Source organism: Aliiglaciecola sp. SL4, from assembly GCF_041538045.1.
GTDB lineage: Bacteria > Pseudomonadota > Gammaproteobacteria > Enterobacterales > Alteromonadaceae > Aliiglaciecola.
The window spans coordinates 13,908-36,513 of the sequence record NZ_JBGOSE010000022.1; the positions used below are offsets into that span (position 1 = coordinate 13,908).

At 40.4% G+C, this 22,606-nt stretch carries 19 protein-coding genes and 1 pseudogene; 7 read left to right on the forward strand and 13 right to left on the reverse strand.

The features are described 5' to 3' along the window. Positions 1 to 242 precede the first annotated feature (242 nt). Positions 243 to 650 (forward strand): hypothetical protein, encoded by a 408-nt coding sequence (locus AB6T38_RS18845; protein WP_372548765.1) that lies wholly within the window; start codon positions 243 to 245, stop codon positions 648 to 650. Positions 651 to 964: 314 nt separating this feature from the next. Here AB6T38_RS18845 and AB6T38_RS18850 read toward each other — a convergent pair whose 3' ends face one another. The 8 genes and pseudogenes from AB6T38_RS18850 to AB6T38_RS18885 all read right to left on the reverse strand — a co-directional run bounded on the left by AB6T38_RS18850 (position 965) and on the right by AB6T38_RS18885 (position 7,586). Then, positions 965 to 1,327 carry a type I restriction enzyme endonuclease domain-containing protein gene (locus tag AB6T38_RS18850; protein WP_372548782.1) on the reverse strand — a complete coding sequence of 121 codons (363 nt, stop codon included), beginning with the start codon at positions 1,325 to 1,327 and terminating at the stop codon, positions 965 to 967. Between the two features lie 18 nt (positions 1,328 to 1,345). Continuing rightward, positions 1,346 to 1,793 (reverse strand): annotated as a pseudogene (locus tag AB6T38_RS18855) (type I restriction-modification system subunit M N-terminal domain-containing protein); the annotation flags it as partial. Between the two features lie 208 nt (positions 1,794 to 2,001). Then, complete coding sequence (locus tag AB6T38_RS18860; protein WP_372548766.1) at positions 2,002 to 2,994, reverse strand: hypothetical protein; 993 nt, start codon at positions 2,992 to 2,994, stop codon at positions 2,002 to 2,004. Between the two features lie 72 nt (positions 2,995 to 3,066). Continuing rightward, positions 3,067 to 3,207, reverse strand: coding sequence for a hypothetical protein (locus tag AB6T38_RS18865; protein ID WP_372548767.1), 141 nt, complete (start codon positions 3,205 to 3,207; stop codon positions 3,067 to 3,069). 196 nt (positions 3,208 to 3,403) lie between these two features. Continuing rightward, on the reverse strand, positions 3,404 to 4,411 hold the full coding sequence (locus tag AB6T38_RS18870) for an adenosine deaminase (protein ID WP_372548768.1): 1,008 nt from the start codon (positions 4,409 to 4,411) through the stop codon (positions 3,404 to 3,406). A 478-nt stretch (positions 4,412 to 4,889) separates the two neighbouring features. Further along, positions 4,890 to 5,390: a hypothetical protein gene (locus AB6T38_RS18875; RefSeq protein WP_372548769.1), complete on the reverse strand. Its 501-nt coding sequence runs from the start codon at positions 5,388 to 5,390 to the stop codon at positions 4,890 to 4,892. Positions 5,391 to 5,404: 14 nt separating this feature from the next. After that, positions 5,405 to 6,277: a hypothetical protein gene (locus tag AB6T38_RS18880; RefSeq protein WP_372548770.1), complete on the reverse strand. Its 873-nt coding sequence runs from the start codon at positions 6,275 to 6,277 to the stop codon at positions 5,405 to 5,407. Between the two features lie 535 nt (positions 6,278 to 6,812). Next, positions 6,813 to 7,586 (reverse strand): sterol desaturase family protein, encoded by a 774-nt coding sequence (locus tag AB6T38_RS18885; RefSeq protein WP_372548771.1) that lies wholly within the window; start codon positions 7,584 to 7,586, stop codon positions 6,813 to 6,815. A gap of 150 nt (positions 7,587 to 7,736) precedes the next feature. Here AB6T38_RS18885 and AB6T38_RS18890 point away from each other — a divergent pair, with 150 nt between their 5' ends. Then, positions 7,737 to 9,599, forward strand: coding sequence for a winged helix-turn-helix domain-containing protein (locus tag AB6T38_RS18890; RefSeq protein WP_372548772.1), 1,863 nt, complete (start codon positions 7,737 to 7,739; stop codon positions 9,597 to 9,599). A gap of 61 nt (positions 9,600 to 9,660) precedes the next feature. Here AB6T38_RS18890 and AB6T38_RS18895 read toward each other — a convergent pair whose 3' ends face one another. After that, a complete protein-coding gene (locus AB6T38_RS18895) occupies positions 9,661 to 9,843 on the reverse strand; it encodes a DUF6435 family protein (RefSeq protein WP_372548773.1) in 183 nt (60 codons plus the stop codon). 372 nt (positions 9,844 to 10,215) lie between these two features. Between AB6T38_RS18895 and AB6T38_RS18900 the strand changes: the two genes are divergently transcribed. The 3 genes from AB6T38_RS18900 to AB6T38_RS18910 are packed head-to-tail and all read left to right on the forward strand — an operon-like array spanning position 10,216 to position 15,766. Next, positions 10,216 to 13,917: an ATP-binding protein gene (locus AB6T38_RS18900; RefSeq protein WP_372548774.1), complete on the forward strand. Its 3,702-nt coding sequence runs from the start codon at positions 10,216 to 10,218 to the stop codon at positions 13,915 to 13,917. Continuing rightward, positions 13,914 to 14,549 carry a hypothetical protein gene (locus AB6T38_RS18905; RefSeq protein ID WP_348492575.1) on the forward strand — a complete coding sequence of 212 codons (636 nt, stop codon included), beginning with the start codon at positions 13,914 to 13,916 and terminating at the stop codon, positions 14,547 to 14,549. Before AB6T38_RS18900 ends, AB6T38_RS18905 begins: the two co-directional genes overlap by 4 nt. Next, positions 14,546 to 15,766 carry a phosphoenolpyruvate carboxylase gene (locus AB6T38_RS18910; protein WP_372548775.1) on the forward strand — a complete coding sequence of 407 codons (1,221 nt, stop codon included), beginning with the start codon at positions 14,546 to 14,548 and terminating at the stop codon, positions 15,764 to 15,766. Before AB6T38_RS18905 ends, AB6T38_RS18910 begins: the two co-directional genes overlap by 4 nt. A gap of 81 nt (positions 15,767 to 15,847) precedes the next feature. Here the strand turns inward: AB6T38_RS18910 and AB6T38_RS18915 are convergent, their stop codons facing one another. Further along, positions 15,848 to 16,405, reverse strand: coding sequence for an NAD/FAD-utilizing enzyme (locus AB6T38_RS18915; protein ID WP_372548776.1), 558 nt, complete (start codon positions 16,403 to 16,405; stop codon positions 15,848 to 15,850). Between the two features lie 192 nt (positions 16,406 to 16,597). Between AB6T38_RS18915 and AB6T38_RS18920 the strand changes: the two genes are divergently transcribed. Together AB6T38_RS18920 and AB6T38_RS18925 are read left to right on the forward strand one after the other, a co-directional pair. Further along, positions 16,598 to 18,361: a monovalent cation:proton antiporter-2 (CPA2) family protein gene (locus AB6T38_RS18920; RefSeq protein ID WP_372548777.1), complete on the forward strand. Its 1,764-nt coding sequence runs from the start codon at positions 16,598 to 16,600 to the stop codon at positions 18,359 to 18,361. A 213-nt stretch (positions 18,362 to 18,574) separates the two neighbouring features. Then, positions 18,575 to 20,212 carry a methyl-accepting chemotaxis protein gene (locus tag AB6T38_RS18925; protein ID WP_372548778.1) on the forward strand — a complete coding sequence of 546 codons (1,638 nt, stop codon included), beginning with the start codon at positions 18,575 to 18,577 and terminating at the stop codon, positions 20,210 to 20,212. Positions 20,213 to 20,448: 236 nt separating this feature from the next. On the opposite strand, the gene AB6T38_RS18930 is transcribed toward AB6T38_RS18925, so the two are convergent. The 3 genes from AB6T38_RS18930 to AB6T38_RS18940 form a co-directional block, all read right to left on the reverse strand. Beyond that, positions 20,449 to 21,087, reverse strand: coding sequence for a PEP-CTERM sorting domain-containing protein (locus AB6T38_RS18930; RefSeq protein WP_372548779.1), 639 nt, complete (start codon positions 21,085 to 21,087; stop codon positions 20,449 to 20,451). 270 nt (positions 21,088 to 21,357) lie between these two features. Further along, the gene (locus AB6T38_RS18935; RefSeq protein ID WP_372548780.1) at positions 21,358 to 21,720 is read right to left on the reverse strand and encodes a hypothetical protein; all 363 of its coding nucleotides are present in this window, start codon (positions 21,718 to 21,720) and stop codon (positions 21,358 to 21,360) included. A gap of 77 nt (positions 21,721 to 21,797) precedes the next feature. Continuing rightward, positions 21,798 to 22,412, reverse strand: coding sequence for a PEP-CTERM sorting domain-containing protein (locus AB6T38_RS18940; protein ID WP_372548781.1), 615 nt, complete (start codon positions 22,410 to 22,412; stop codon positions 21,798 to 21,800). Positions 22,413 to 22,606: the final 194 nt, after the last annotated feature.

Below are 22,606 nucleotides of genomic sequence, written 5' to 3' on the forward strand. Positions count from 1 at the left end.
ACTTTTTAGAATTTTTTGTTATAATTTTGGCTGTTTGGTTTAGTATTTATCTATAACTGTTATTAATTGTATTTATAGTTTTTAAAGTATTAATATGTAAGGTTATTTTTTTAATTATTTTAATTAAAAGTGGATGTTTTTGAGGTAAATTATTAGTTATTACCAATAACTTTTGATGGTTTGAGTTAAATTTCTTGATCGGTTTTTCTTTCTTGGCTAAGTTCGGCTGAGGAGGACTTATTATGGTCATTAAGAAAAATGTTAAAGTGAAACAACCACGGATCACTAAGACTCAATTAGATAGAATCAAGACGTGGTGTAAGCGAGAAGAAGTTACCGGGCGATATAGCCCTTTTTTGACAGCGATGGGATCATCAACTTCTGGGACATCTCATACTGGATATAACGAAAGTGGTGATTTTAATCACGAAATGCTTTCTCAAAATGAAAAACACCTCTGCCGTATCCTTCGTTTTATGCCGAATGTATGCAGCATCAAGTTTCAATACCCACTTCTACCTATCACAGAAACGATGCGTATCGCGAAGAAGGCCAACATCGTTCACCCCGCATATCAAAAGATAACTAAAGCGAATGGTAAGCGCCTGCATGCAGCCGTTATGACAACTGATGCGTTAATTGAGTTATGATTTCACTACGCCTCAGTCGCAGACATAATTGCTCGGCACATTTTGTCGATGACAATGGAAATTGCAACTGATATCCGTGAAGATTGCAACGACAATGAAAACTGCAACTATGTTGGTGCTGATCTAAAAATTACGTGTCAGTCTGTTAATTTGTGATTACAGTAAATAAGTTGTTTAAAAGTTAGTTAAAGCCCACTTTGTAGTGGGCTTTTGTCCGTTTCGAATGAAGATTTTGAACGGCTAATTAATGTGTGAATAAAATTAGTTCGTGAGATTGAAAGTATAGTTTGTGAAAAGGGCCGTTCGGCCCTTTTTTAAGCTACCCATTTCTTATGATTCGCAGAAAAATCCACTACCAAATTATAAATCTTGTCGCACTTCTCTTTAAATTCAATTCGGCCATAGCTTTCAGGCAAGTCTTTATCTAACACTTCTTCAATTGCATTCTTAACCTGAAGTTGTGTTTGACCGTCTTTCCACCAATCTTGAACCAATACCTTTGGATGCCCATCAAGTAACCTTAAAATCAGGTGCTTAGCTGCAAGTTTTACCTTTTGCTCCTCAGCCTTTGTAATCTTATCTTTTTTCAGTAAGTCAAAAAGTTCGAGTTCATCTTCGGTCAAACCTTCACGCATATGGCGCTCATCTTCTTCCTTCATGCTCTCGGAAAACTTCATTAAATCATCAAAGTAGTTTTCAGTTGAAGAACCACCTACATTTGTAATGGTATCGATTAACGAGGCTAGCTTGCTGGTGACTAAGCCTAAACGAGTAAAGTAGTTATCGGGCAAAGCACCTTTTAACGAAGGGTTGTGTTTTTCTACTGTGTGCAAGGCGGTATCAATTTTAACCGCGATGTCGTCTTGTTTCATGTGCTGGCCGATATACGACCAGCGTGCCTCAGGTGGTAAAAAAAATACATTGTCTTTGGCGTAGAATTCGCGCTGATCTAAAAACTCACCCATGCCTTGCTGCTCAAGACTGCTGCGCTTCAAACTTGTCGCTGATAAATTTTAAGAAAATAAGACTAAGTACAACGTGTTTGTACTCTGATGATTCAACACTGCCGCGTAATTTGTTGGCGGTATCCCATAAGGTTTGTTCGAAATTGGCGTTAGAAATGTTTTTTGAGTTTTTGGCCATTGCTGGGTGTATTCCTTAACTTACTGATATGTGATTATTTTATTGGGATAATCCTTTACCTAATCATCTACGATTTAGGCCTATTATTCAATTGAAAATCTGGTGGGCACTATTTAGTTTTATCTAAAAAACACCCTTATGTAAGGCTAAGTACTTCTAACGAAAGAGCTAAAATATTGAGGTATGATTATTTGTTCAATAGATAGCTTTAACAACAATCAGATAACGCTGTTAAATGCAGTGGATTATTACCACCAAAATATGGATTTGGATATTTATATGGGGTTCGTTGATACATTAGCTGAATGTCACGCAATGATTCTTCGCAGGTTTGCTTTACATGAGCAGTCAATTTATCCGGATTATCTTTTAGTGCAACTCTTGCCATGTGGGCGTCAAAAAGATGTAGCTGACCTTCTGAGTTAAAGATTGCTTCAAACTCCTTCCAGCGTGAAGTTGTTTGTATTCTATCGCGAATATAGTCAACTTCGCTTTTATAACGCATGACACTACTTAGAAAGTAAATTGCGCCTTCCCAGTATGCACCGTGCTCAATCGTTTCATTACTGTGTATAGGATATTGAGGGTATTGAGAAATTTCTGATTTATTTATTGAGTCGATCAAAGGCCGATAGGCTGTATGCCAATCTCTCTCAATATTTGGGGCTTGTGCCCATAGAAAATTTATTCCATTGACTGTTTTAAGTGCTTGATGAGGCGGTGCGGTTATAGTTACTTGATTATCTGTTGTGTGAATTTTATCGGGAATGGGTACGCTATAATCAGCGAAAAATTTTGGGAGCGCTTGTTGCTCTGCGAAGCCTAACATATAAGTGAACCACCCCGCATATTCAAAGTTTTGACCATGACAGGCTTCAATTAACCGTGGGAAACGACTTTTTATTAATTCTGCTAACTCTCTTGCGCTGGCAGTTTTAGCATCCTCCCACCCAAAGTATGAATTGCCTGAGTCACCTGATGAGTGATTAGCTTGTTCAAATCTTGCTATGTTGAAGTGCTCAATTTCTCCTTTTTTATTGATATATAACTGATGAAAATTTTTAAGCTCTAACCGCCAATGAAACCCCGAAGCACTCATGTAAAAATAACCAGCGAGGTTTTGATATCCTTGTTTATGTAGCTCATGTACAGCATGTAGTAACCGAATACTTCGTCGTTTTATCGGACATTTTGGTTGCATCTATTTTCTATCCTTAGATTGTCGGCCTGATGAAAAAGAGAGGTGTTTAGTGTCGCTTAATTTAAGCGAGCATTATTTATTCCAAACATCGGGGATCAGCTCACCCGTTTGATGGTAAATTCCAACCTGTTTAATGTAATTTTTAAAATCGGGATTTTCAACGACAATCGGGTTAGCAGAAACCCAGTTGAACTCAAGGTACAAAGTTGCCATTCAAACTTCGCGAGAATTACCAAGGAATTACGAAGACACCCACCTCAAACTATAGGAAACCAAAAACCCATACAATCTAATCATGGGTGTCTTGTTAAAACCCAGCCGATTTCGTCCTTGTGTTCCCTCAATAAAAAGCGGGTGCGAAAACAACCTACCTGGAGTATGGATAGGCTGTATTCTTTTTTAACAAGGCTTATGAGCTTGCGATTACATAGTCTTCTATGCTTGATAAATATTGCTGTTTCTCGGTTTCTGGCAACCAAGCAATTTGAAATGAATTTTCCACTAGGGTTTGCATTTCCTGCTTATTAAAATCTCCCTCTTTTTGTAGTTCGACAAAGTTTTCATTTAAGTAAGCTCGGAAGTAAGCGGGGTCGTCGGAGTTAATAGTAACCATGATTTGTTCGTCTAACATGGTTCTAATTTCTTTTGCAGTAAGTGACTGCACCACAAATTTATTGGACACAGGACAAACTGTTAATCCAATTTTATTATCGCGTAGTTTAGCTATCAGAGATGGATCTTCTAGAGAGTTAACACCATGATCGATGCGATCTACTTTGATATCGTCTAAACACTGCCCTATATGAGTGAGCGTGTTTTTCTGATTCACATCACAATGCATGGTTAGCTTGAGCCCTAGCTCTCTTGCTTTTTCAAACACGTGTTGGAATTTTATAGGAGGATTGTCCCGTTCGTTTGAATCCAGTCCTACGCCAATTAAATAGGATAAATAAGGTTCAGCCATTAATAGGTGCTCCATGGCAGACTCGGCTGACAATTCCCGTAAGAAACACATTATCAACTGACTTTTGATACCAAACTGCTGTTCTGCATCTACTTGGGCTTTATGTATGCCGTTGATCACAACTGAAAAGTCGATACCGCGGGACGTATGCGCTTGTGGGTCAAAAAACAATTCAGCGTATACAATCTTTTGACTACTTGCCTTACTTAAATAAGCCATAGTTAAATCGTAAAAATCGGACTCTTTAACAAGCACATTCATGCCCGCATAATATATTTCTAGAAATGAGGGGAGGTCGGTGAAATCGTATGCGTCAATCAATGCCTCAGGGGTTTTATAGGGGAGGGGAATGTTGTTTTTCTTCGCCAGGGCAAAACTCAGTTCTGGCTCTAAGGTGCCTTCCAGATGCACGTGTAACTCGGCTTTTGGCATGTTATTGATGAATGCTTGCATAATTTTGATCTCAGTAAATTTATTTTGAACAATATCAGCAAGTTTTATTCCTTTTTCACACCTTAATTTTAGCCAGCCGAAAAGCAGCACTTAATCACGCCTTAGTGCTAGGAATTGCGTATCTATGTTTCATAATCATCAAAACTTAAGTCAACACTGCACTAAAAAGTCGCAATTATGCCCACGAAATTGCCAAGACACCCATGGTAATAATCAGGACACCCACGTTAAAGCTTAGGTAATTCAGATGTTAAGAAAGGTAAGCAAACAGAAATATAAACATGGGTGTCTTGTTAAATAGCTGACCTTTGGTTTTGCATAATAGAGGGAATACATTACAGGTTATGGGTTTGACTCTTCGAGGGAGAGTTTTGCGTTACGGTTTCTAATTAATTTATGACAAGGTTTTCATTCATAAACAAAAAATAGAATCGCTTTAATTTAAAAGATAGGCCAGTTTTAGCTGGCCTATTTGAGATTAAATTTTTGATTCGAAAATTTGTTTTTCGTCTTTAACTCGTTTTATTGTGATAGTCGAAGCATCGATACTTTGGCCATCCTTATAAAGTGGAACTACCAGATCCCAAGCTACGTCAGCACCACGAGAGATATAATGATAAGGGATTTCATTTTTATCATCATTTTCAACCTCTAAATAACCGGGGTCATTAACAAAAAAAGCATTTTTGGGGTTGTTGCCAATGATCACCTGCCAGTCTCCTATCTGTCGCGTAAAGACTTTGGGAGCAACGGATTTGATAATTCGTGAACGCACTAGCTCTGCATTGACCGCTTCACCTTTGTCATATTTTAAGTTGATATTTAAAATCGCTATGCGTTGGTAATCTGCAGGCTTTGCCATTGGTTTATGCTGTTTTGCTGATTCAAATTTTGGCGTTTCGATTGGCATCTGGCTATTCGTTTGCGCTAATGGCGCGGCACTCAATAAAGCCGTTAAAATTAGTAATAGATATCTCATGTTATATTCCTTTATTAGGGACGATTCCAATTATTTGGTGCAAAGATTGTGGGGGTTCCCGTTGAACTTGCATTCGGAAACGAGAGATAAGCAGCTTCCATAATTACCCAATCAGCTGGGCCAAATTCCCAAACTGTATTTCCTCCTGATAACATAATTGCACTGGTCGTGATATCGCCTTCTGAACGCCACCAGTCGTTTCCATCTCTAGCTGAAACGAAACTTGTACAGTTTCTCCAAGCCGCATTGATAGGATCATTTTCACATGCAGTCTCAGTTGCATACAGAACAGGTACGTTAGTACTGTAGTTTGAATCGCAGCAATATTCGTCGGGCAGGGAAAACAGTGCGTGTGAAGTTTCATGCACAATAGTTCTATAGCTTGTCGGCTCAGCGGTAGCACGGCCGGACGAAGGGTAAGCACAATCGCGTAGTTCATTGCTGTGCATCAATATAGTCGCATCGGCAAAAGCGCCGTCTGAACTAATAGAGCTAGGCCATGTAATTGATGGACAACGGAAGTTCCCATCTTCATCGGGCTCGTTTTCAACGACACTTCCCGAGTCTAGAGTGTAATAATAATTAAAGCGCCCTAGGTTGAAGTAATAACCTTGATTTTGCCAATAGCTATTTTCAATAGCATTGGTTAGGTCATCCACAAAGGCTTGACGATTAGCTAAATTAGCCAGATCGCCATAAGAAGCATCGGGAACAAATAATATGTTAAAAGCGTCATCCATATCTTGCTGAATGACAAATAACTCGTAAACACTAGAACCTGAAATCGGCTCGTCATCTTCAGATACATCGACGTTTAGGGTGCACGCTGACAGCAAAAATAATAGCAGCGCATATGGAAATAGCTGTATATATTGAATAAATCTCATAACTTCTCCTTGTTACATTTATTTACTATTCGATACGGATATACATCAACCGTAATATTGGTAGATAAACATCACCTCCTTACAAGCAATAGTATAGTTCATACTCCTACGCTTGGTTAATTTTTGAACAGTTTTGCGGGTAATAATTGTCTCGATGTTGTGAGTGTGGATTAGCATGGTAGATAACTGCAATGTTAGTTTTAGGGAGTTAGTTCTGCCAAAAGAATCAGAAATTTTAGATATAACAGAGGTATACTAAGACACCCATGTTTAAATGCAGATCAGAAATTACCAAGACACCTACATTAATAATCAGGACACCCACGTTAACGCGCAGGTAATTCACATATTTAGATAGGTAAACAAACAGAAATATAAACATGGGTGTCTTGTTAAAATCATACATCTTTTGAGAAAGGCATAAACATGGGTGTCTTGTTAAAATCAGTCGAAAACCTATAAAGGCCTGCACAAATCATTAGTGTGCAAGCCGCCGCGTTTATAGTCCTTGATGTATATAACATTGCAGTGCTATCTATTGCTCAGGTAAGTTTTGGTGATTTACGTTAGCGATATCTTTGCCGAGTAACACTTCCTTTAATTTTGCAGAGCTGCCGTCATAGAATCCGATATTTGTAGAAAATTCTTTAGGGTTTTTAAAGGTCCCAAATATCAAATCAAAAATGGGTAAGTCAGAATAATTGTATTGATGAATCCCCCGTTGGTGGTGAATTGAATGACTCTCCGGTCGTTGAATTATATAGCCTAGCCATTGTGGTGATTTGATGTTGGTGTGTTGAAATATTGCTAAAAACATTGTGATATATAAAAACCATGAAATGGCTTCTGGAGCTAGTCCAACACCTATGGTTAGGGTTAAGCTGCCAATAAAGGTAAACCCTATCATGTCTAAAGGACTAAAATAAAAAGCACCGAAGGTATCTAAGCGTTCAGCGCTGTGATGCATTTGATGAAAGGCTCTCCATAACCATGTATTGTTATGCATGGCTCGATGCCATATGTAAATCATAAACTCAAATACTAAAACCGCTATTATCGTACTAATATACGGGTTGATATCTTCGAGGTTAACAAGCTGATAAGGTAATAAATACTTGTCCCATATTAGTGGTAAATAAGTCGATAAATAGAAATATACAATGAAGACAGCAAGGGCCTTAGGTATCCACCCCTTTACTTTTTTCACAGGTTGTCCAGGTAATAACGCCTCCAAAACAATAAGTCCTGCATAAATGGCGAGTAACGTTATTGATAATGGATCCATAAGGATGTCGATTGGTGTAGGCATAATAGAGCTCCTTTTATTATGTGATTAAACCTACTTTTATTATCAGTATTGGAAAGAATGAAGCATGATGGTTAGCTAACGATTACATAATGAATGGATAATCTTTCGGTGAAGTAGACTTAGGTCAGATCGAACCTGTGGAGAGTTGACGTGATATATCGGTTTAACAACATTGAGGTTGATCTAAATAAGTTTGAGTTGCGCTCAGACAAGTCCCCTGTGCTTATTGAACCAAAAGTTTTTGATTTAATTGTTTATTTAATTCAACACCGGCAAAGGCTCGTAACTCGTGAAGAGCTTTTTGAAACTGTATGGGATGGTCGTGAAGTCTCAGATACTTCGTTAAGTAATCATATAAAATCGGCACGAAAAATTTTAGGTGATAGTGGTAATTTACAACAAGTCATTAAGACGGTGAGATCTCGTGGTTATCAGTTTATTGCTCCCGTGAATGAAGTTTCCCAACCATCAATAACGGAGCACAATTCACAACCGCCCGCAAATCGAGAAATGTCCCTTAAAGCAAAAATCTCTATTACTTTTATGCTATTGCTCGTGACCGTGATTTTTTTATGGAAAGTTAACACGTCAACGACTAAAGAAAACGCTCCCCCTTATGTTTTAGTGTTGCCCTTATCCGTTTCTAGTGCAGACTCCACTAAATGGGAGCCCTTCGCAGATCAGATTACTCGAGAATTGATACAAGGGTTACGAAAAATATCTGGCATTACGATTGTGCCGCCACCATCATCTTTTGCCTTTAAAGAGAATAAGACCAGAACTCATATTAAACAAAAAATACCAAACGTAAATTATGTTTTAGACGGTGTTATTAATGAGGATGATGCAGGCAATATCCGTATTACGGTCGAGTTCGAAAACCTAACGAACGGTCAATTATTGTGGGATGGTGACTTTGATATGCAAATTGGTAGTACCAATCGATTTAATATTCAAAGCGAAATAGCTTCATCGGTATCAGATGCGTTAAAAGTGATTGTGCTTGAAAACGAAAAGCAAACCCTCGTAAAAGTTCCGACTAACAATGTTCAAGCTTACGATCTTTATGTTCAAGGACAATACCAACTTTCTCTTATGACTCATGGGTCGGTGCTTCGCGCAATTGACTACTTTTCAGAAGCGATTTCTATTGATCAGAATTTTGAAGCGGCCTATATCGCCAAGGCAAATGCATATCGAGTAATTATGACCTTTTTTGAGCAGCCTAAAAAAGTCTTACCCAAAGTCATATCCTCAGCAATTGAAGTATTAAATATAAACCCGGAATCAGCACAAATAATGTCGCAACTAGGTCTTGCTTATGTTCATGCTTGGCAATGGCAAGATGCATGGAACATGTTAACTAAAGCGCAAGCAAAAGACCCTTCTATTGCTTTGACCGAGCTAGGTTTTGCACTCTACCATTCTGCGATGGGTAATGTTGATGGTGTTAAAAGCGCTTTATTGAAAGCGGATAGGTTGGACCCGTTAAATCTAGAAATTGCTGATTGGGGGCTATGGGCGCTATTAATGGTAAATGAAGTTGATGCGGCCATAGTGTGGGGAACAGACAAAGTTAAGTTACACCCATCATTGCCTTACCCGTTATTAAACTTATCGGTGGCGGAATATATTAACGGAAATAGTCAAAAAAGCATTACCTTGGCTAAACAAGGCGTGAAGCTGAGTAATCGTGCCTCTTTGCCGTTGATTCTGTTGGCACAGTCTTATGCCTCAGCAGGTCAAGAAACTGAGGCAATGGCTCTAATTAACGAAGCTCAGGTAAGTAATGAATACATGTGTCCCTATGAAACGGCTATTGTTCATGTGTTGTTAAATAATATAGATGAGGCGTTTGAGTTATTTAATCAAGCAGTAGCATATCAATCGAATTGTTTAATATTCACGCGAAATGATCCAAGACTACAAGGATTAAAAAAGGATGTTAGATATAAAACGTTACTAACCACCATAGGGCTTGATGATTCTATAGTTTTGCAATACCCCAAATAAGCTTTCGATAAGAAGTACAAATAAGTTAATTGAACGTTCCTTAGTGCCTCTTGTTTTGCGTTTATCGCGGGTTTGAATTCATCTCGAATTGCTCAATTTGGTCAAACAATACTTCTGCTTCGCTATTGAATTTAGCATAGTCTCGCATATTGCCATCATGCTGTGCCTGCATGGCTTGCGTCAACTTTTGATCGTATTGTTTACGCAGCTTTCTAATCGGATTTGTTTTAAATAATCCAAACATAGTTAAATTTAAATCCTTTAAATTATGGTTCCTTTAATCCTAGAAGATAACAACCAGTTTTCATCATTTTTTGTTCAAAAATTTAAAAATAATTTCCTTTTAGTCCCTTATGGTTAATTTTTTATCGAAAAAACCTTAAAAAGCACTGAATCACGACGCTAAATCAGTTACTTACAATTGAGTTGCGGATATCTACTTATTTTAACCCTTGCTTGGGCTATAAATACTGATATTTAGGGTGTTAAATTGCATTAAACCTCGCTAAAATCAGCGGTTGTACGGAATTCTACACCTGCTTCTCCATGTTACCTTCATTTAAGCATTTGAATCCCGAGTTAGCTGTCACAATCATAATAATAAATTAGGATGTTTATGCCTGGGTTACATCGCATTATTCTTATCGACACACACCTGCCAGGTGTAGTGGAATTAAAATTAAACGGCCACACCAATATCTGTGGTACTAACGCTTCTGGTAAAACCACCTTGCAACGACTTATTCCGGTTTTTTACGGAGAGTACCCAAGTCGGGTTGTGCCTTCTACCCGAGATAGTTTCGAAAAATGGTATTTGCCGCGCGAATCGAGTTTTATTGTTTATGAGTACGCTCGTAATGAAGGGGATTTGTGCCAAGTGGTTCTGGCATCATCAGGAAACGGGGTGAATTATCGGTTTATTGGTAAACCTTTTGAGCTCAACGATTATTTATACAAAAATAAAGCGGGCGAGCACAGCAGCGTGACCATGAATGAACTGGCGCGTAGTTTAAAGCGGGCTAATATTTTGGTTACCAACCTGCTGAATACCAAAGAATTTAAAGCGGTTTTACAAAACGATAGGGGTGTTTTAAACGACAGTACCAATAGTCGAGAATTGCTAGGCTACGCCAGAATATTTAGTTTATGTGAGCAAGCTAATCACCTTAGACACATCGAAAAACTAGCTAAAGCGGTACATTCCAAAGAAGGCAAAATGGAAACCATTAAAGCCATGATTGCCGCTATTCTAGAAGAAGACGGTGTGCAACCGCCGAGTTCCAATTTAAGCAGAAACAGGGTAGAAGATTGGATTAAAGAGTGTCATCTAATTAAAGAGTTTGATGCCATACGTCCAGAGTTCGCCAAATTAGAACAAGCGGATCACCAACTTAACCAAACGGAATATCGTCTATCCGAGCTGCAACAACAATTTGCTGTAGACAGCAGTGCATTGGCGGCCAACGTGGTGGAGTTTGAGCGTGAATTAGACGAGCTGCAACTGGCGAGTAAGAAGCGCGAATCAGATTGGACCCACGAAAGAGACGAGTTGAATCAGAACCTGTCAGTGGCTAAAGCCGACTCGGAAAAGTTAGAGTCAGATTTAGAGCAAATCGAAAATGAATACGATGATTGGCAATCTCAGGATATTGAAACCCTACAAAATAATTTACAACAATTACCCCAGTGGGAAAGTGAATTAGAGACCTCATCAACACGATACACCTTGCTCACTGAAAAGCACCAAGATGTTGAAGCCAGTTTCAATAAACGCATCGCCCAGATCAGTGAAAAGTTAAATGAAGAGCTTGAAGGTTATTCTGAAGAAAAAAGTCAGTTGCAAGACAAGCTGTCAGAACAAAAGAGTCAGGAACAGCAAAAACTACAGCAGATCCGAGATGACTATCAAAGCCAATTAATTAGCGTAGAGTCTGAGTATCGCCAACGCTCGGATGAGCTTAAAACTCAGCATACAGAAGTGACCGCTGCTCTTAAAAACGCTGGCTTTGATGAGTTTGAGCAAAGTCAGTTAGATATTCTCGACGCCACATTAAAAGAGGCGGGTATCGCTGAAGATGCTGCACGGGAAAAACATCGTAAAGCACAACAAGAATTTGTGCTGGCAAGCCATGAGCGCAATAAAGCCAATGGTATCCTTGAAGAAGCTCGTCGCAGTCAATTAGACGCTCAGCATCAGTTAGACAAAATCGAAGGGATTCTGTACCCAGGTGAGAATAGTTTGCTGGAGTTTTTACGTAAAGAGCGTCCAGACTGGCAAGACAACATTGGCAAGGTCATACATCCTGAATTGTTCAAGCGCAAAGACCTCAAACCCACATTAGACAAAGACGTCAGCAGCATATTCGGAGTGAAACTGGATTTGCATGCGGTTGATATGTCGGAATTTGCAGAAACTGAAAATCAGCTTCAGCAAAAACTCAGTGATGTGCAACTACTGCTTGATAAAGCCATTGCTAAACAAAATGAAGCCGAACTTGATTTGGCCAAAGCCAGTGAAGAAGTACGCAACAAAGAGCTGGCGCAAGCAAAAACCGAAAGTGCCTGTAAAACCGCCGAAGCGAGCCGCAGACGGGCACAGCAAGACAAAGATCAAGTGCAACAAGAATATGCCCATGCTTTGTCCCAGCGTAAACAGCAGAATAAAAAGCGTTTGAGCAGTATTCAAGCTGAACAAGCTAAGTGTAAAGCACAACAGGCTGAAGCCATTGCCGAGGTTAAAGATCAGCAACGGGAAGCCGAAACAGAACATCAATTCCATTGGCAACAGCTAATTCAAGATATCCAATCTAACATTGCGATAGTGGACAGCCACATCAAAAAAGCCAAAGATATTGCAACGGAAGACAAACAAAAAATCGAGCAATGGAAAGAAGACGAGCTGAATAACCGTGGGGTGGATGTCGACGATATCGGTACATTGCAAAAACGCATAAAACAATTGCAAAAAGATATCACTTACACAGACACCCATCGCCACAAGGTGAAAGATTATCAGCGTTGGTATGACACCTATTTTGTTGGTTACAAAGTGACCTGGCAGCAAAGCTTAACGGCCGCTAAAAAAGCGGCAAGTAAAGCGGAACGCCTGTTGAATCAAAAACAAGCTGACTTCAAAGAACAGCGCCAGAAAAGTAAAGATCAGCAAATCCAGTTAGAGCAAGATCTCCGTACGGCGCGAGAGCAGCATACCGATGTGCTGAGTATCAACCGTAGCTTAGGCAAACTTAGATTGGCGAAAACCGAGGTAAGCAGTCAAACCAGTGGTGCAGCTAAACCGGATACGGTGAATATTGCCCAGCGTATATCTGAAGGACAAGAGTTACTGCAAACCCGTGATCGTTTGTTAGGGGATATCAAAGTTTATGTGGAACACTTTGACCAGCTTATTGCTGCCCAATCGGGTACGGGTTTAGCCGATATTTGGGAACGTTCCAGAGATGAATGTGCGGTGGTGAATGACCAAGGTATTCGTAATATCGATCACCGTAGAATGGTGGTGCATTTGGCGCAATTATTAAACGAAGTGGTGCCACAAAAACTCCATGGTTTACGAGAGCAAGGGCGTATTTTTGGTGCTGATTTAACCCAATACTATAATGTTTTGGAAGATATCGACAAACGCATTGCCAGCCAAAGTAAAAGGATCAGTAAAGAAGTTGATGAAGAACTCTTCCTCGATGGTGTATCTGATTCGGCGGTAAAAATTCGCTCACGTATTTCCGAGTTGGAGTTTTGGCCCGAACTAGCCCAGTTCAATAAACTGTATCAAGGCTGGATGAAAAGCGGTGCTGTAGAATTACCAGACGATGAGTATGCCCAGAGCATGCGTAAAGTATTGGACATTCTAGGACGAGCGGCTCTAAGTGGTGGCATCAGCAAATTATTAGACATTGAACTGCACATTAAAGAAGGTAATTCGAATCTGGTGATCCGCACAGATCGCCAGTTAAATGAGTCATCCAGTCATGGTATGGCGTACCTGATTTTATGTAAGTTTTTGTTGGCATTTACCCGTTTGTTGCGTGGCGATGCAGACGCTACTATTCATTGGCCCATTGATGAATTGGGTACACTACACCAAAGCAACGTGAAGAAAATTTTCGATGCTTGCCAGAATAACAACATCAGTGTGGTAGGAGCTTTCCCTAACCCTGAGTCTGAAGTATTAACTTTGTTTGATAATCGCTATTTGATTGATAAAACCACACGTAAATTGCAGGTTGTTCAACCTAAAATCAGTGCCATTGCCGAGCATCTGCAAAAACGCAAACAAGCTGAGCAAGGAGTTAACTCATGATTAGTGAACAAGGTCGTATTTTAGAGAGTTTGTTATCTGGTGCGTTTATCTGTCAAATTAGTGATGAAGATGGTTGGCGCTTCTTAAAAACCTCCGGCAATAGTGACAAAATTGAAGCGCAGTTGAATATGTTAAACCGTACTTTGGCAAGTGCCGCCGAAGGCGAGGTGTATTACGCAGCCTATCAAACCCTTGGCGACAACGAGCGTAAGGTATTAACCGGTCAATTTCAGGATATCTCCAGTCATTTGGTGCCCTTAGTGGAATGGTTATTGTTGGTTCAGCAGGCCAGCGGCACAGATGTCCCAGTTACCCAAGGCACGGCCCTACGTTTGGCTGAAATTCAACTGACCATTGAAGATACCCCGGCATTTGCTGAGCAACTGGCAAAAATTTCCCACTACAAACTTTTTGGTTCCACCAGTGTTTCTGTGGACGGGCAGATTAAGCAGGTATTTAAACGTCTAACTGACCTAGGTTATATGTTGCGTCCCAATCAAGATAAACAGATATTTATTGCCACCGGTAAAGTGGAATACCTTTACGAAGTGATTAAGTTTATTGATGAAACCGAGTCATTGTCTTTGTCTGAACAGGCCGATAGCGCAGTACAGCAGGGAAGTCTGATATGAATCAGAATTTACATCAAGCCGGCGTTAAGCTGCTTAATGCGTTAAGTCGACATGCTGATCTTCTGATGCAGGTGTATTTGTCAGGCACGGTGGATGAAACTAAATTTAGCCCCAAAGTGATCGACAGTTTAGTGCAAATGGGAATTTTATGGCGGCCAGATGCAGACGCCGATTTGCGTTTGAAAAATGTGGTTCGCCAATTGCTCGAAGGCAGTTTACATGACGAACGCAATCGTCAGATAGATGCCAATATTGGCTCAGCGTTAAAAGGCCTAAAAACCTTAGCTGATCATTATAAAGAAGCGTTGCAGCATCAACGGTTTACCGAAGCAAACGCGCACCTGTCGGATTTAACAGAACATGTTTATGCGTTAACTGAATCTTTAGAAAATAATGTGCGGGTGTTGTTTAGCCGAATCAATAATGAGTTTGGTTATGTATCTTCTATTGACGCAAAAATCCGTGAAAACCAATTGGCACAATCCCAAGTCTCCGAATTATTAGGCGAGTTGGAAATGTTCCAATTTGATGAGCTAAGTGAAATAGCCGCCAGTAATCGAGAGTTACGGCATTTATTAGTGGTTACCTTGCAACACAGTTTCTCTCGGGTGACCCAAGAGTTGTCAATTGTGCAAGCTCGATTGCTGTCGTTGTTAGGCCGATTTAGGGAGTTGCGTGGCCGTACACGATTACTCAAAGGCTTCTTATTGCACATGGAACATTCACCTAGCTTTGTGCCGGTGAACTATTGTGGGTTAACCCAAGTCCCCATGTTGTTTAATCAGGCTGATGCGGTGATTAAACCCGCTGCTGTAGATGTAACTCGGGTGGAACACGAACAAGTGTTGCAACAGTTAGTGAGTGCCATTAAAACCTTAAACCGTCCACAAAAAGCCTATCAACCAGAACGAGCGGCGCATCAAATTCATGTTGAAAAACAAAGTGAAGTGGAATTTGCCGAAGACAAGCTCAAAAAAGCGGTAGAAGGTTATTTCTGTCAGGTGATCGATACCGGTGAGCGTTTAACTGCCTTGGATTATTATCAGCAGCATCAATTGGAATTTGATACCGAAGCTTGGTTGTATCAAGTGATTGGTGGCTATCAGGGGTTGACCTCAGAAGAACAATCCTATTTTGCCATTGAACAAAGTGGTGAGCTGCACCCCGTTTACAATGGTAACTTTATCATTCGTGATGTGGAGTTAGGATTACGTTAATGCCTTCACATGTCGCAGTTTACTGAGACATGTGAAGACTATTTAGGTAAAAACTTAGGTTCAGGTTTTAAGGCAAAAGCCTTAGGGCATGACCTTCATAAAGTCATTAAATTTGTCTTGGCTTTTCACCACCCACTCAGGGGGCGATTCACCGCTGCCAGCTAATTTCAGGTTAGTATGCTGACTAGCAGTCTGTTCAACAATGGCTAATTGTTGTTCGGTGGCATCCACAAAAAACACGTGTTTGCCTTGTTTAAGCAATTTCTGAAATTGTTTAAATTGATAATTGGGGCGCTGAATACCAATAAGTCCTCCCTCCCAAGTACAAAACCCTAATATCACCGCTGCTAGAAAACCAAATGGGATCCAGCCCGCCGCAGTGAGGTGCCATTGCATGCTATAGGCTAGGAGTAAAACCAAGGCTGCAGCAACCGCGCCTACTACCGCGCCCATTTCGGTGGAGCGTACCACATCTTTTTTTAATACTGATTCAATGGCGTGTAAGTGGTGTTTTTCCACTTCTGCATCGTTTTCACTTAATACATGCAATTGGGGTGTACTCAACCCTTGTTCTTCAAGTTCATTTTGCATGACTTTTAGATCATTCAAGTCATCACTTATGTAGTATTGTCTTTTCATCTCAAGTAACCTTTTAGAGTTGGGTTGTTTCTGAAGCACCAAATAATTTTAGTACATAAAAAGCTACTGCTGTTTATTTTTTGTGCAGTTTCGGCGTTATTTTTCCCGTCTCATTATCAGCTGTTTGCTAAATGACGTTGTTGCTAGAAAGACTGAAACCTAGGTGAAGATCAAAACCAAGAGAGAATATTTATGAGTTTGTTAGGGTCTACCATGATTTTTCTGGCAGCCGCTGTGGTCGCCGTACCTATTTTCAAGCGCTTGAAATTGGGAGCAATATTAGGTTATTTGGTGGCGGGTATGGTAATCGGTCCGTCCATTATGGATTGGGTATCGACACCGGAAACCATTTTGCATTTTGCAGAACTTGGTGTTGTATTTTTACTCTTCATCATTGGTTTAGAATTAGAGCCCAAAAAGCTTTTAAAAATGCGCGACCAGATAGTCTTTACCGGCGGAGGACAGCTATTTCTCAGTGCCAGCGTTATTGCCTTGGCCGTGAAGTACCTGCTTGCTACTGATTGGCTAGCTGCCATAGTGATTGGTTTGGCGGTGGCATTATCTTCAACGGCCTTTGCGATTCAGTTAATGGAAAATCAAAATATTCTGAAAACCCCACCAGGTCAAAAAGGCTTTTCAATCTTATTGATGCAAGATTTAGCGGTGATACCCATACTGCTATTAGTACAAAGCTTTTCCACTATAGCTGAAGTGGACTCCCCGCCGTGGTGGATGAGTGTGTTGGCAATTGTTACGGTACTGATTATTGGCAAATTCCTGATCAATCCATTTTTACGACTGATTTCCCATTACGGTAATTCTGAAATCATGACCTCGGCGGCACTATTAATTGTGATTGCTACGGCCCTTGGTATGCAAGAGGCTGGACTATCAATGGGAATGGGCGCATTTGTGGCTGGCATGCTGTTAGCTAATTCAAGTTTTAAACATCAATTGGAAGCGGAAATTGAACCCTTTAAAGGACTATTGTTAGGTTTATTCTTTATTGCCATTGGAATGAATTTAGATATCGCATTGTTTTTAGCCAACCCGTTAATAATAGTGGCTGCTGCATTAACCCTTATTGCAATTAAAACCCTGATAATTTTCAGCATACTTAAGGTGTCGAAACAAACCAATACAGATTCAATGCGCATTGCTCTGATGCTATCTCAAGGTGGTGAGTTTGCTTTTGTGGTCATGGGCGCGGCTGGGGTTGCCAATATTCTTGAGCCGACCTTAGCTAGCCAAGTTACTTTGGTTGTTGGGGTATCCATGGCGCTAACTTCTCCGTTGGTGATATTGCATAGTATTTGGTTTAACAGTCACAACTGTCCAGCCGTTTACGACTCCCAACGAGACACCGATGAGCCGCGAGTGTTAATTGCAGGTTTTGGTCGTTTTGGGCAAGTGACAGGGCGTATTTTGGCAGCGAATAAAATTCCTTTCACTGCGCTGGATAAAGATGCTGAACACATTGCCTTTGTTAAAAAGTTCGGTAATAAAGTGTTCTATGGTGATGCCACTCGATTAGATTTATTAAAAGTATCGGGTATCGAAAAGGCATCTATCTTATTAATTGCAGTGGATAATATCGAAGATACATTCAAAATTGTTGCCTTGGTCAGCGAGCAGTTTCCCCATGTGAAAATGGTGGTTAGAGCGCGTAACCGTGGTGCAGTAATGCGTTTGTCGAAGGTCGAAAACTTGCGTTTTGTGAGAGAACTATTTTGGTCAGGATTGCGGGCAGCTGAATTTGTACTAGAAGATTTTGGCTTTGACAAAAAACAAGCTGAGCACATGTGTGACATTTTTGAAAAGCACGATGAAAAAATTCTAAAAGAGGTGCTTGAGGCCGATTCCGATTTGAGCGAGCTTATTGAAGTAAGTAAAAAAGGACGCGCTGATTTAGAAACCTTGTTTGCCAACGATATTGAAAAGATTGGTGCTAAATAGTCAACGGTGAATATTTCCCTTATGACGACCTATAAGGTGCTTAAATGGGCATTTATCCCACTAAATTCGGTAAATAGAGAGAAATAAAACAGTCCAATAAAAAGCTGTAACAAAAATATCATATTAAAAGCATAGGCTTATCGACAGATATATTCGCTTAGTTGTGGCATTTCGCCATGCATTTCTTCATCTGACAGTACAGGATATTCGCTAGTGCTTGAATTTTTCTATTTAAATATACGAAATAAGCTACTTTTCCTTATTTGTTCTATTTTGTTGGTTATTTTGGTTGCTGTATACATTGGGCTGTCTTCAATAAATTCAGTAACGCAGGAATATTCTGCCACTGTGAATCAAGAAGTGACCAATATCACCGAAGTTTCTGCGTTAAATGTGCGTTTTAAAACCCAAGTTCAAGAATGGAAAAATACCTTAATACGAGGTCGAGACCCCGAGCAACTGAAAAAATATTGGGGACGATTTACTCAAAACGGGCAAACCATAGTCACGGAATACAACACTATTTTAAACAATATGTCGGTGCAACATCCTGCTTACAGTCATGTGAGAGATTTTTCCCTCAGCTACCCTAAAATGCTGAGTGCCTATGAGGCGGGATATGAGGTGTTTTTAAGCTCCGGTTTCAATATTGAGTTGGCAGATAAAAGCGTAAAAGGCATTGATAGGGCACCCACAGAGAGCTTAAATCGAGCCGTTGAAGCAACCAATCAATACGTTTTAGGGTTAAAACAGCAGATTGAATCCCGAGCAAGTTCGGTGTTTGTGTTTACCAATGTGATTATCATCCTGACTATTTTGCTTTGTATTTTAGCGGTGTCGTGGTTTATTAACGTGACAATTTTAACGCCGTTAAACCGTTTAACCGAGGTCTCTAAACAAATTGCAGCGGGGGATTTTACCGGTAAGATTGAAAGTACTACCAGAGATCAAATTGGCTTGGTGACGGATAACGTGAAGCTTATTCAAAATGACCTGAGTAAAATGCTCAGCCGCATTCTTGGCGAATTGAAAGAGCTGGGAGAGATAATCAATAATTTGGTTGAAGCCTTTCAAACCGTCAAACAGGGGCTAAAAAGCCAAGTTGATTTAACCCAAAACACCAATGAACGTGTTGAGCAACTCACCCAAACTGGAAATGATATTGATAGCGCAATTAAAAAGGCGTCGGAATTTGTTGCTTCATCCACCGAGGAGGCTGCTCAAGGACAAGTGGTTTTTAAACAAAATGTGTTGATCAGCCAAAGTGTGATGGATGCCACCAATCATGCCTCTGATATTATATCGACCTTGAAGAAAGATTCCGACGACATAGGTGATGTGGTCAATGTGATCAACAGTATTGCCGACCAAACTAACCTTTTAGCATTGAATGCCGCCATCGAAGCAGCTAGAGCTGGTGGCGCGGGCAGGGGCTTTGCGGTTGTGGCAGACGAAGTGCGTACCTTGGCAACGAAAACCCAGCAATCCACCCAACTGATCTCACAAAATGTGCAAAAGCTGCAAAACGCCGCAGATGAAGCCGTTTCAGCTATGGATCAAGGCAAAACCCAAGCCGCGGATGGCCTGCAACAAGCTAAATCTTCTTTAGATATTATTGATGCTTTAAGTCAATCCTTCAGTAAAATTCATGACTTGAACCTACAAGTACAAGATGCCGTAGGCTTGCAGCAAGGGCAAAACACCAACGTAAGCAATGACATTTCTGAAATCGTTGGCTTAAGCGAAAGCTCCCAGATTCAAGTAAACCGAATGGAAGATGCTTCAAAAGTCCTATCATCTATTTTCGAAAGTATTCACCTCGCCACGGAAGATTTTAAAACCAAACCTTAGTGGGCAAAATTATAAAGCCTCGGTTAACCCGGGTTTTATGGTTGTTAAAAGAGAAGCTATAAACAAGGTGTTATGAGCGAAGAGGGGGTATTGGGACTCGCAGCTTTTGATGGCACTGCTTCCGAACCTAATACCTAAATAATGGGCTAAGCGGTAATTTGCCAGAGTGAATTTTTCTGCTAGGTATAAAAAAGCCCCGAATAAAACCGAGGCTATTTGTAATAGAGGTTGTTAAATTAAGCGGCTTTCTTTTTTCTGGAAAAACCGATTCCAGCAAGCCCAAGCCCAAGACCAAGTAAAGCAAGTGAGGACGGCTCTGGTACTGCTTCAGCAGCTATATTCATACGCAAACTGCCATGCAAAGAATTGCTAAAGTTATCTCCAGTATAACCTTCGAATCCATCTATTAGAGTAATGCCTAGATCAGAAATGAAATGGGGCAAATCAGAGTCATAATGATATTTTAAGCTTTCTATTCCTGTTGATAAATGATTGCCACCTGACATCCGATAGCTAGCTGCATAGTATGTGTTTGCCGAAAAAGTGAAGTCAAAATCCACATCGTTCCACCCATATGAGGTGTCACCGAAGCTATTACTTACTACAGCTAACTCGGTGGTTACCTGATGGCCATCATCGCTCCCCCAAATGACTAATTCGAACAAGCCACCTGATAAATCGGCCTCAAAACCAATGGAATCAATTGAAAAAGAATCCGTAGTGTGAAAAGAGACGCCTCTCCCACTACCTGACCCACTGCCACTAACCGTGACTCCTGGCCCACCACTATTTAATTCAATAGGTACAGCTAATGCTATATTAGATACTGCGAGTAAGGCCACTGCTAGTGCATGATAAATTGGGTTCTTGGACATGTTTTTTCCTTCAAAATTCTCCTCATGCGATATTTAGGCATGAGTTGTTGTTTCAATATTTACAAAAATGCAACATCTATACCGTATTGGTTAATATTAACATTATCAATATGTTAAGGCCTAAGGCTACTTATACTTTTCTGGGAGGTGTAAAATTAATAGACATCTGCGGTCGAGCTTTCCTTTGGGTTGCCTAACGCTTAAGATATAGGGCTTTTGCGAGTGTTTTTGGCCGAAGGCAACGAATAAAAGTCCCGCTGACTTTGTTTGTTAGGCATTTATCTCGAGCCAGTCCTCTGCTGTTTGGCCTCGCTCTACATTAGCCTGAAAGTGTCGATTAAGCCATTCAATACTAATTGAGTGTATGAGAAATGTTCTTTTGGGCTTGTTCTCTGTAGAAACAGCTAGAATAAAGTTACGGTTTCTCTCTAGAGTTCTGAGCTCATATATTTTTTCACGAACCCCACTAGGGTAATTTGCGTGATAGAACTCCAATGTAAATATACGCTTTCCTCCACCATGAGAAGTCAGATTACGAATTTTTATCGGTGTGTAACTACGAATAGAATCAGAAAACTCTTCACTAAGTATTTCTGCTGCATACCATTTCCCAGGTTCAAGAGTTATTCTCATTATCAATGCCTAACGCTCGCATAACCCGCAAGCAAAAAAATAGGGCAGTAAAGCCCCATTTTTTTTGCTTGTCCGAGTTAATGCGCTTGTATGGCTTTTGCTTTTTTACGAGAAAAACCCAAGCCAGCCAATGCAAGACCTAACAAAGCAATGGAAGTAGGCTCTGGCACTGACGTAGTGCTCTTGGTTACATAGCTAAAGTCATCGATTTTAACCCAGTCGGCATACTGTCCGACAAACTCCACTCGAGAAATATTCGTTGTGTTTGCACCAATAAAACCAATGTAAGGCGATGTTTGAGCAGGAACAAATAGGCTTTCTAGAAGGGTGTTTGAATCATCAAAAATATTCATATTCCAATACCCATCAGCGGCACCCCATATCATGCCGAAAGCTGAAACCGATGTAGAGAAGTCAATATTGAATGATCCTAGCGCTGCGCTGGTTGAAAGCTCCAACCCGGAAGTTCCATATACTCCACCGGTAGTATAATTCGCAATTTCTAAGGCGCCTGTTCCTGCATTTGAAAATGTAACATCACCAATAGTGTAGCTAGAAGACGAGCCAATAGTCTGCGACTCAAAGTCAATTACAGTAGTCCCTGATAATGAAGAGTCGGAGGAGCTTGTTATCAGCCCTGCGTTTGCTGTACTGGCAAAAATACACGCAAACAAAAGCATTGATATTTTCATAAGAAAACCCTTTTAATAATTGTTAAATATAAACCCAATGAAGAGCAAGCAATAAACGGGCCAGTTTTTAACCTATTGTTTTTGTTCTATTTTTCTGTTTTCCCAATGGCGAATGTAAAACTAATCGACACCATCTTAATGCCTAACGCTTCGAATATGCGGCGCGCGCTGTTTGCGCGTCGGCCATGATTTGT

Bases quoted from the DNA above. Each gene is read 5' to 3' on its own strand.
- AB6T38_RS18915 (WP_372548776.1), bottom strand. From the start codon at position 16,405: ATGAAAAGACAATACTACATAAGTGATGACTTGAATGATCTAAAAGTC.
- AB6T38_RS18895 (WP_372548773.1), bottom strand. From the start codon at position 9,843: ATGTTTGGATTATTTAAAACAAATCCGATTAGAAAGCTGCGTAAACAA.
- AB6T38_RS18930 (WP_372548779.1), bottom strand. From the start codon at position 21,087: ATGTCCAAGAACCCAATTTATCATGCACTAGCAGTGGCCTTACTCGCA.
- AB6T38_RS18900 (WP_372548774.1), top strand. From the start codon at position 10,216: ATGCCTGGGTTACATCGCATTATTCTTATCGACACACACCTGCCAGGT.
- AB6T38_RS18920 (WP_372548777.1), top strand. From the start codon at position 16,598: ATGAGTTTGTTAGGGTCTACCATGATTTTTCTGGCAGCCGCTGTGGTC.
- AB6T38_RS18885 (WP_372548771.1), bottom strand. From the start codon at position 7,586: ATGCCTACACCAATCGACATCCTTATGGATCCATTATCAATAACGTTA.
- AB6T38_RS18940 (WP_372548781.1), bottom strand. From the start codon at position 22,412: ATGAAAATATCAATGCTTTTGTTTGCGTGTATTTTTGCCAGTACAGCA.
- AB6T38_RS18875 (WP_372548769.1), bottom strand. From the start codon at position 5,390: ATGAGATATCTATTACTAATTTTAACGGCTTTATTGAGTGCCGCGCCA.
- AB6T38_RS18905 (WP_348492575.1), top strand. From the start codon at position 13,914: ATGATTAGTGAACAAGGTCGTATTTTAGAGAGTTTGTTATCTGGTGCG.
- AB6T38_RS18880 (WP_372548770.1), bottom strand. From the start codon at position 6,277: ATGAGATTTATTCAATATATACAGCTATTTCCATATGCGCTGCTATTA.
- AB6T38_RS18935 (WP_372548780.1), bottom strand. From the start codon at position 21,720: ATGAGAATAACTCTTGAACCTGGGAAATGGTATGCAGCAGAAATACTT.
- AB6T38_RS18860 (WP_372548766.1), bottom strand. From the start codon at position 2,994: ATGCAACCAAAATGTCCGATAAAACGACGAAGTATTCGGTTACTACAT.
- AB6T38_RS18845 (WP_372548765.1), top strand. From the start codon at position 243: ATGGTCATTAAGAAAAATGTTAAAGTGAAACAACCACGGATCACTAAG.
- AB6T38_RS18910 (WP_372548775.1), top strand. From the start codon at position 14,546: ATGAATCAGAATTTACATCAAGCCGGCGTTAAGCTGCTTAATGCGTTA.
- AB6T38_RS18865 (WP_372548767.1), bottom strand. From the start codon at position 3,207: ATGGCAACTTTGTACCTTGAGTTCAACTGGGTTTCTGCTAACCCGATT.
- AB6T38_RS18870 (WP_372548768.1), bottom strand. From the start codon at position 4,411: ATGCAAGCATTCATCAATAACATGCCAAAAGCCGAGTTACACGTGCAT.
- AB6T38_RS18850 (WP_372548782.1), bottom strand. From the start codon at position 1,327: ATGAAGTTTTCCGAGAGCATGAAGGAAGAAGATGAGCGCCATATGCGT.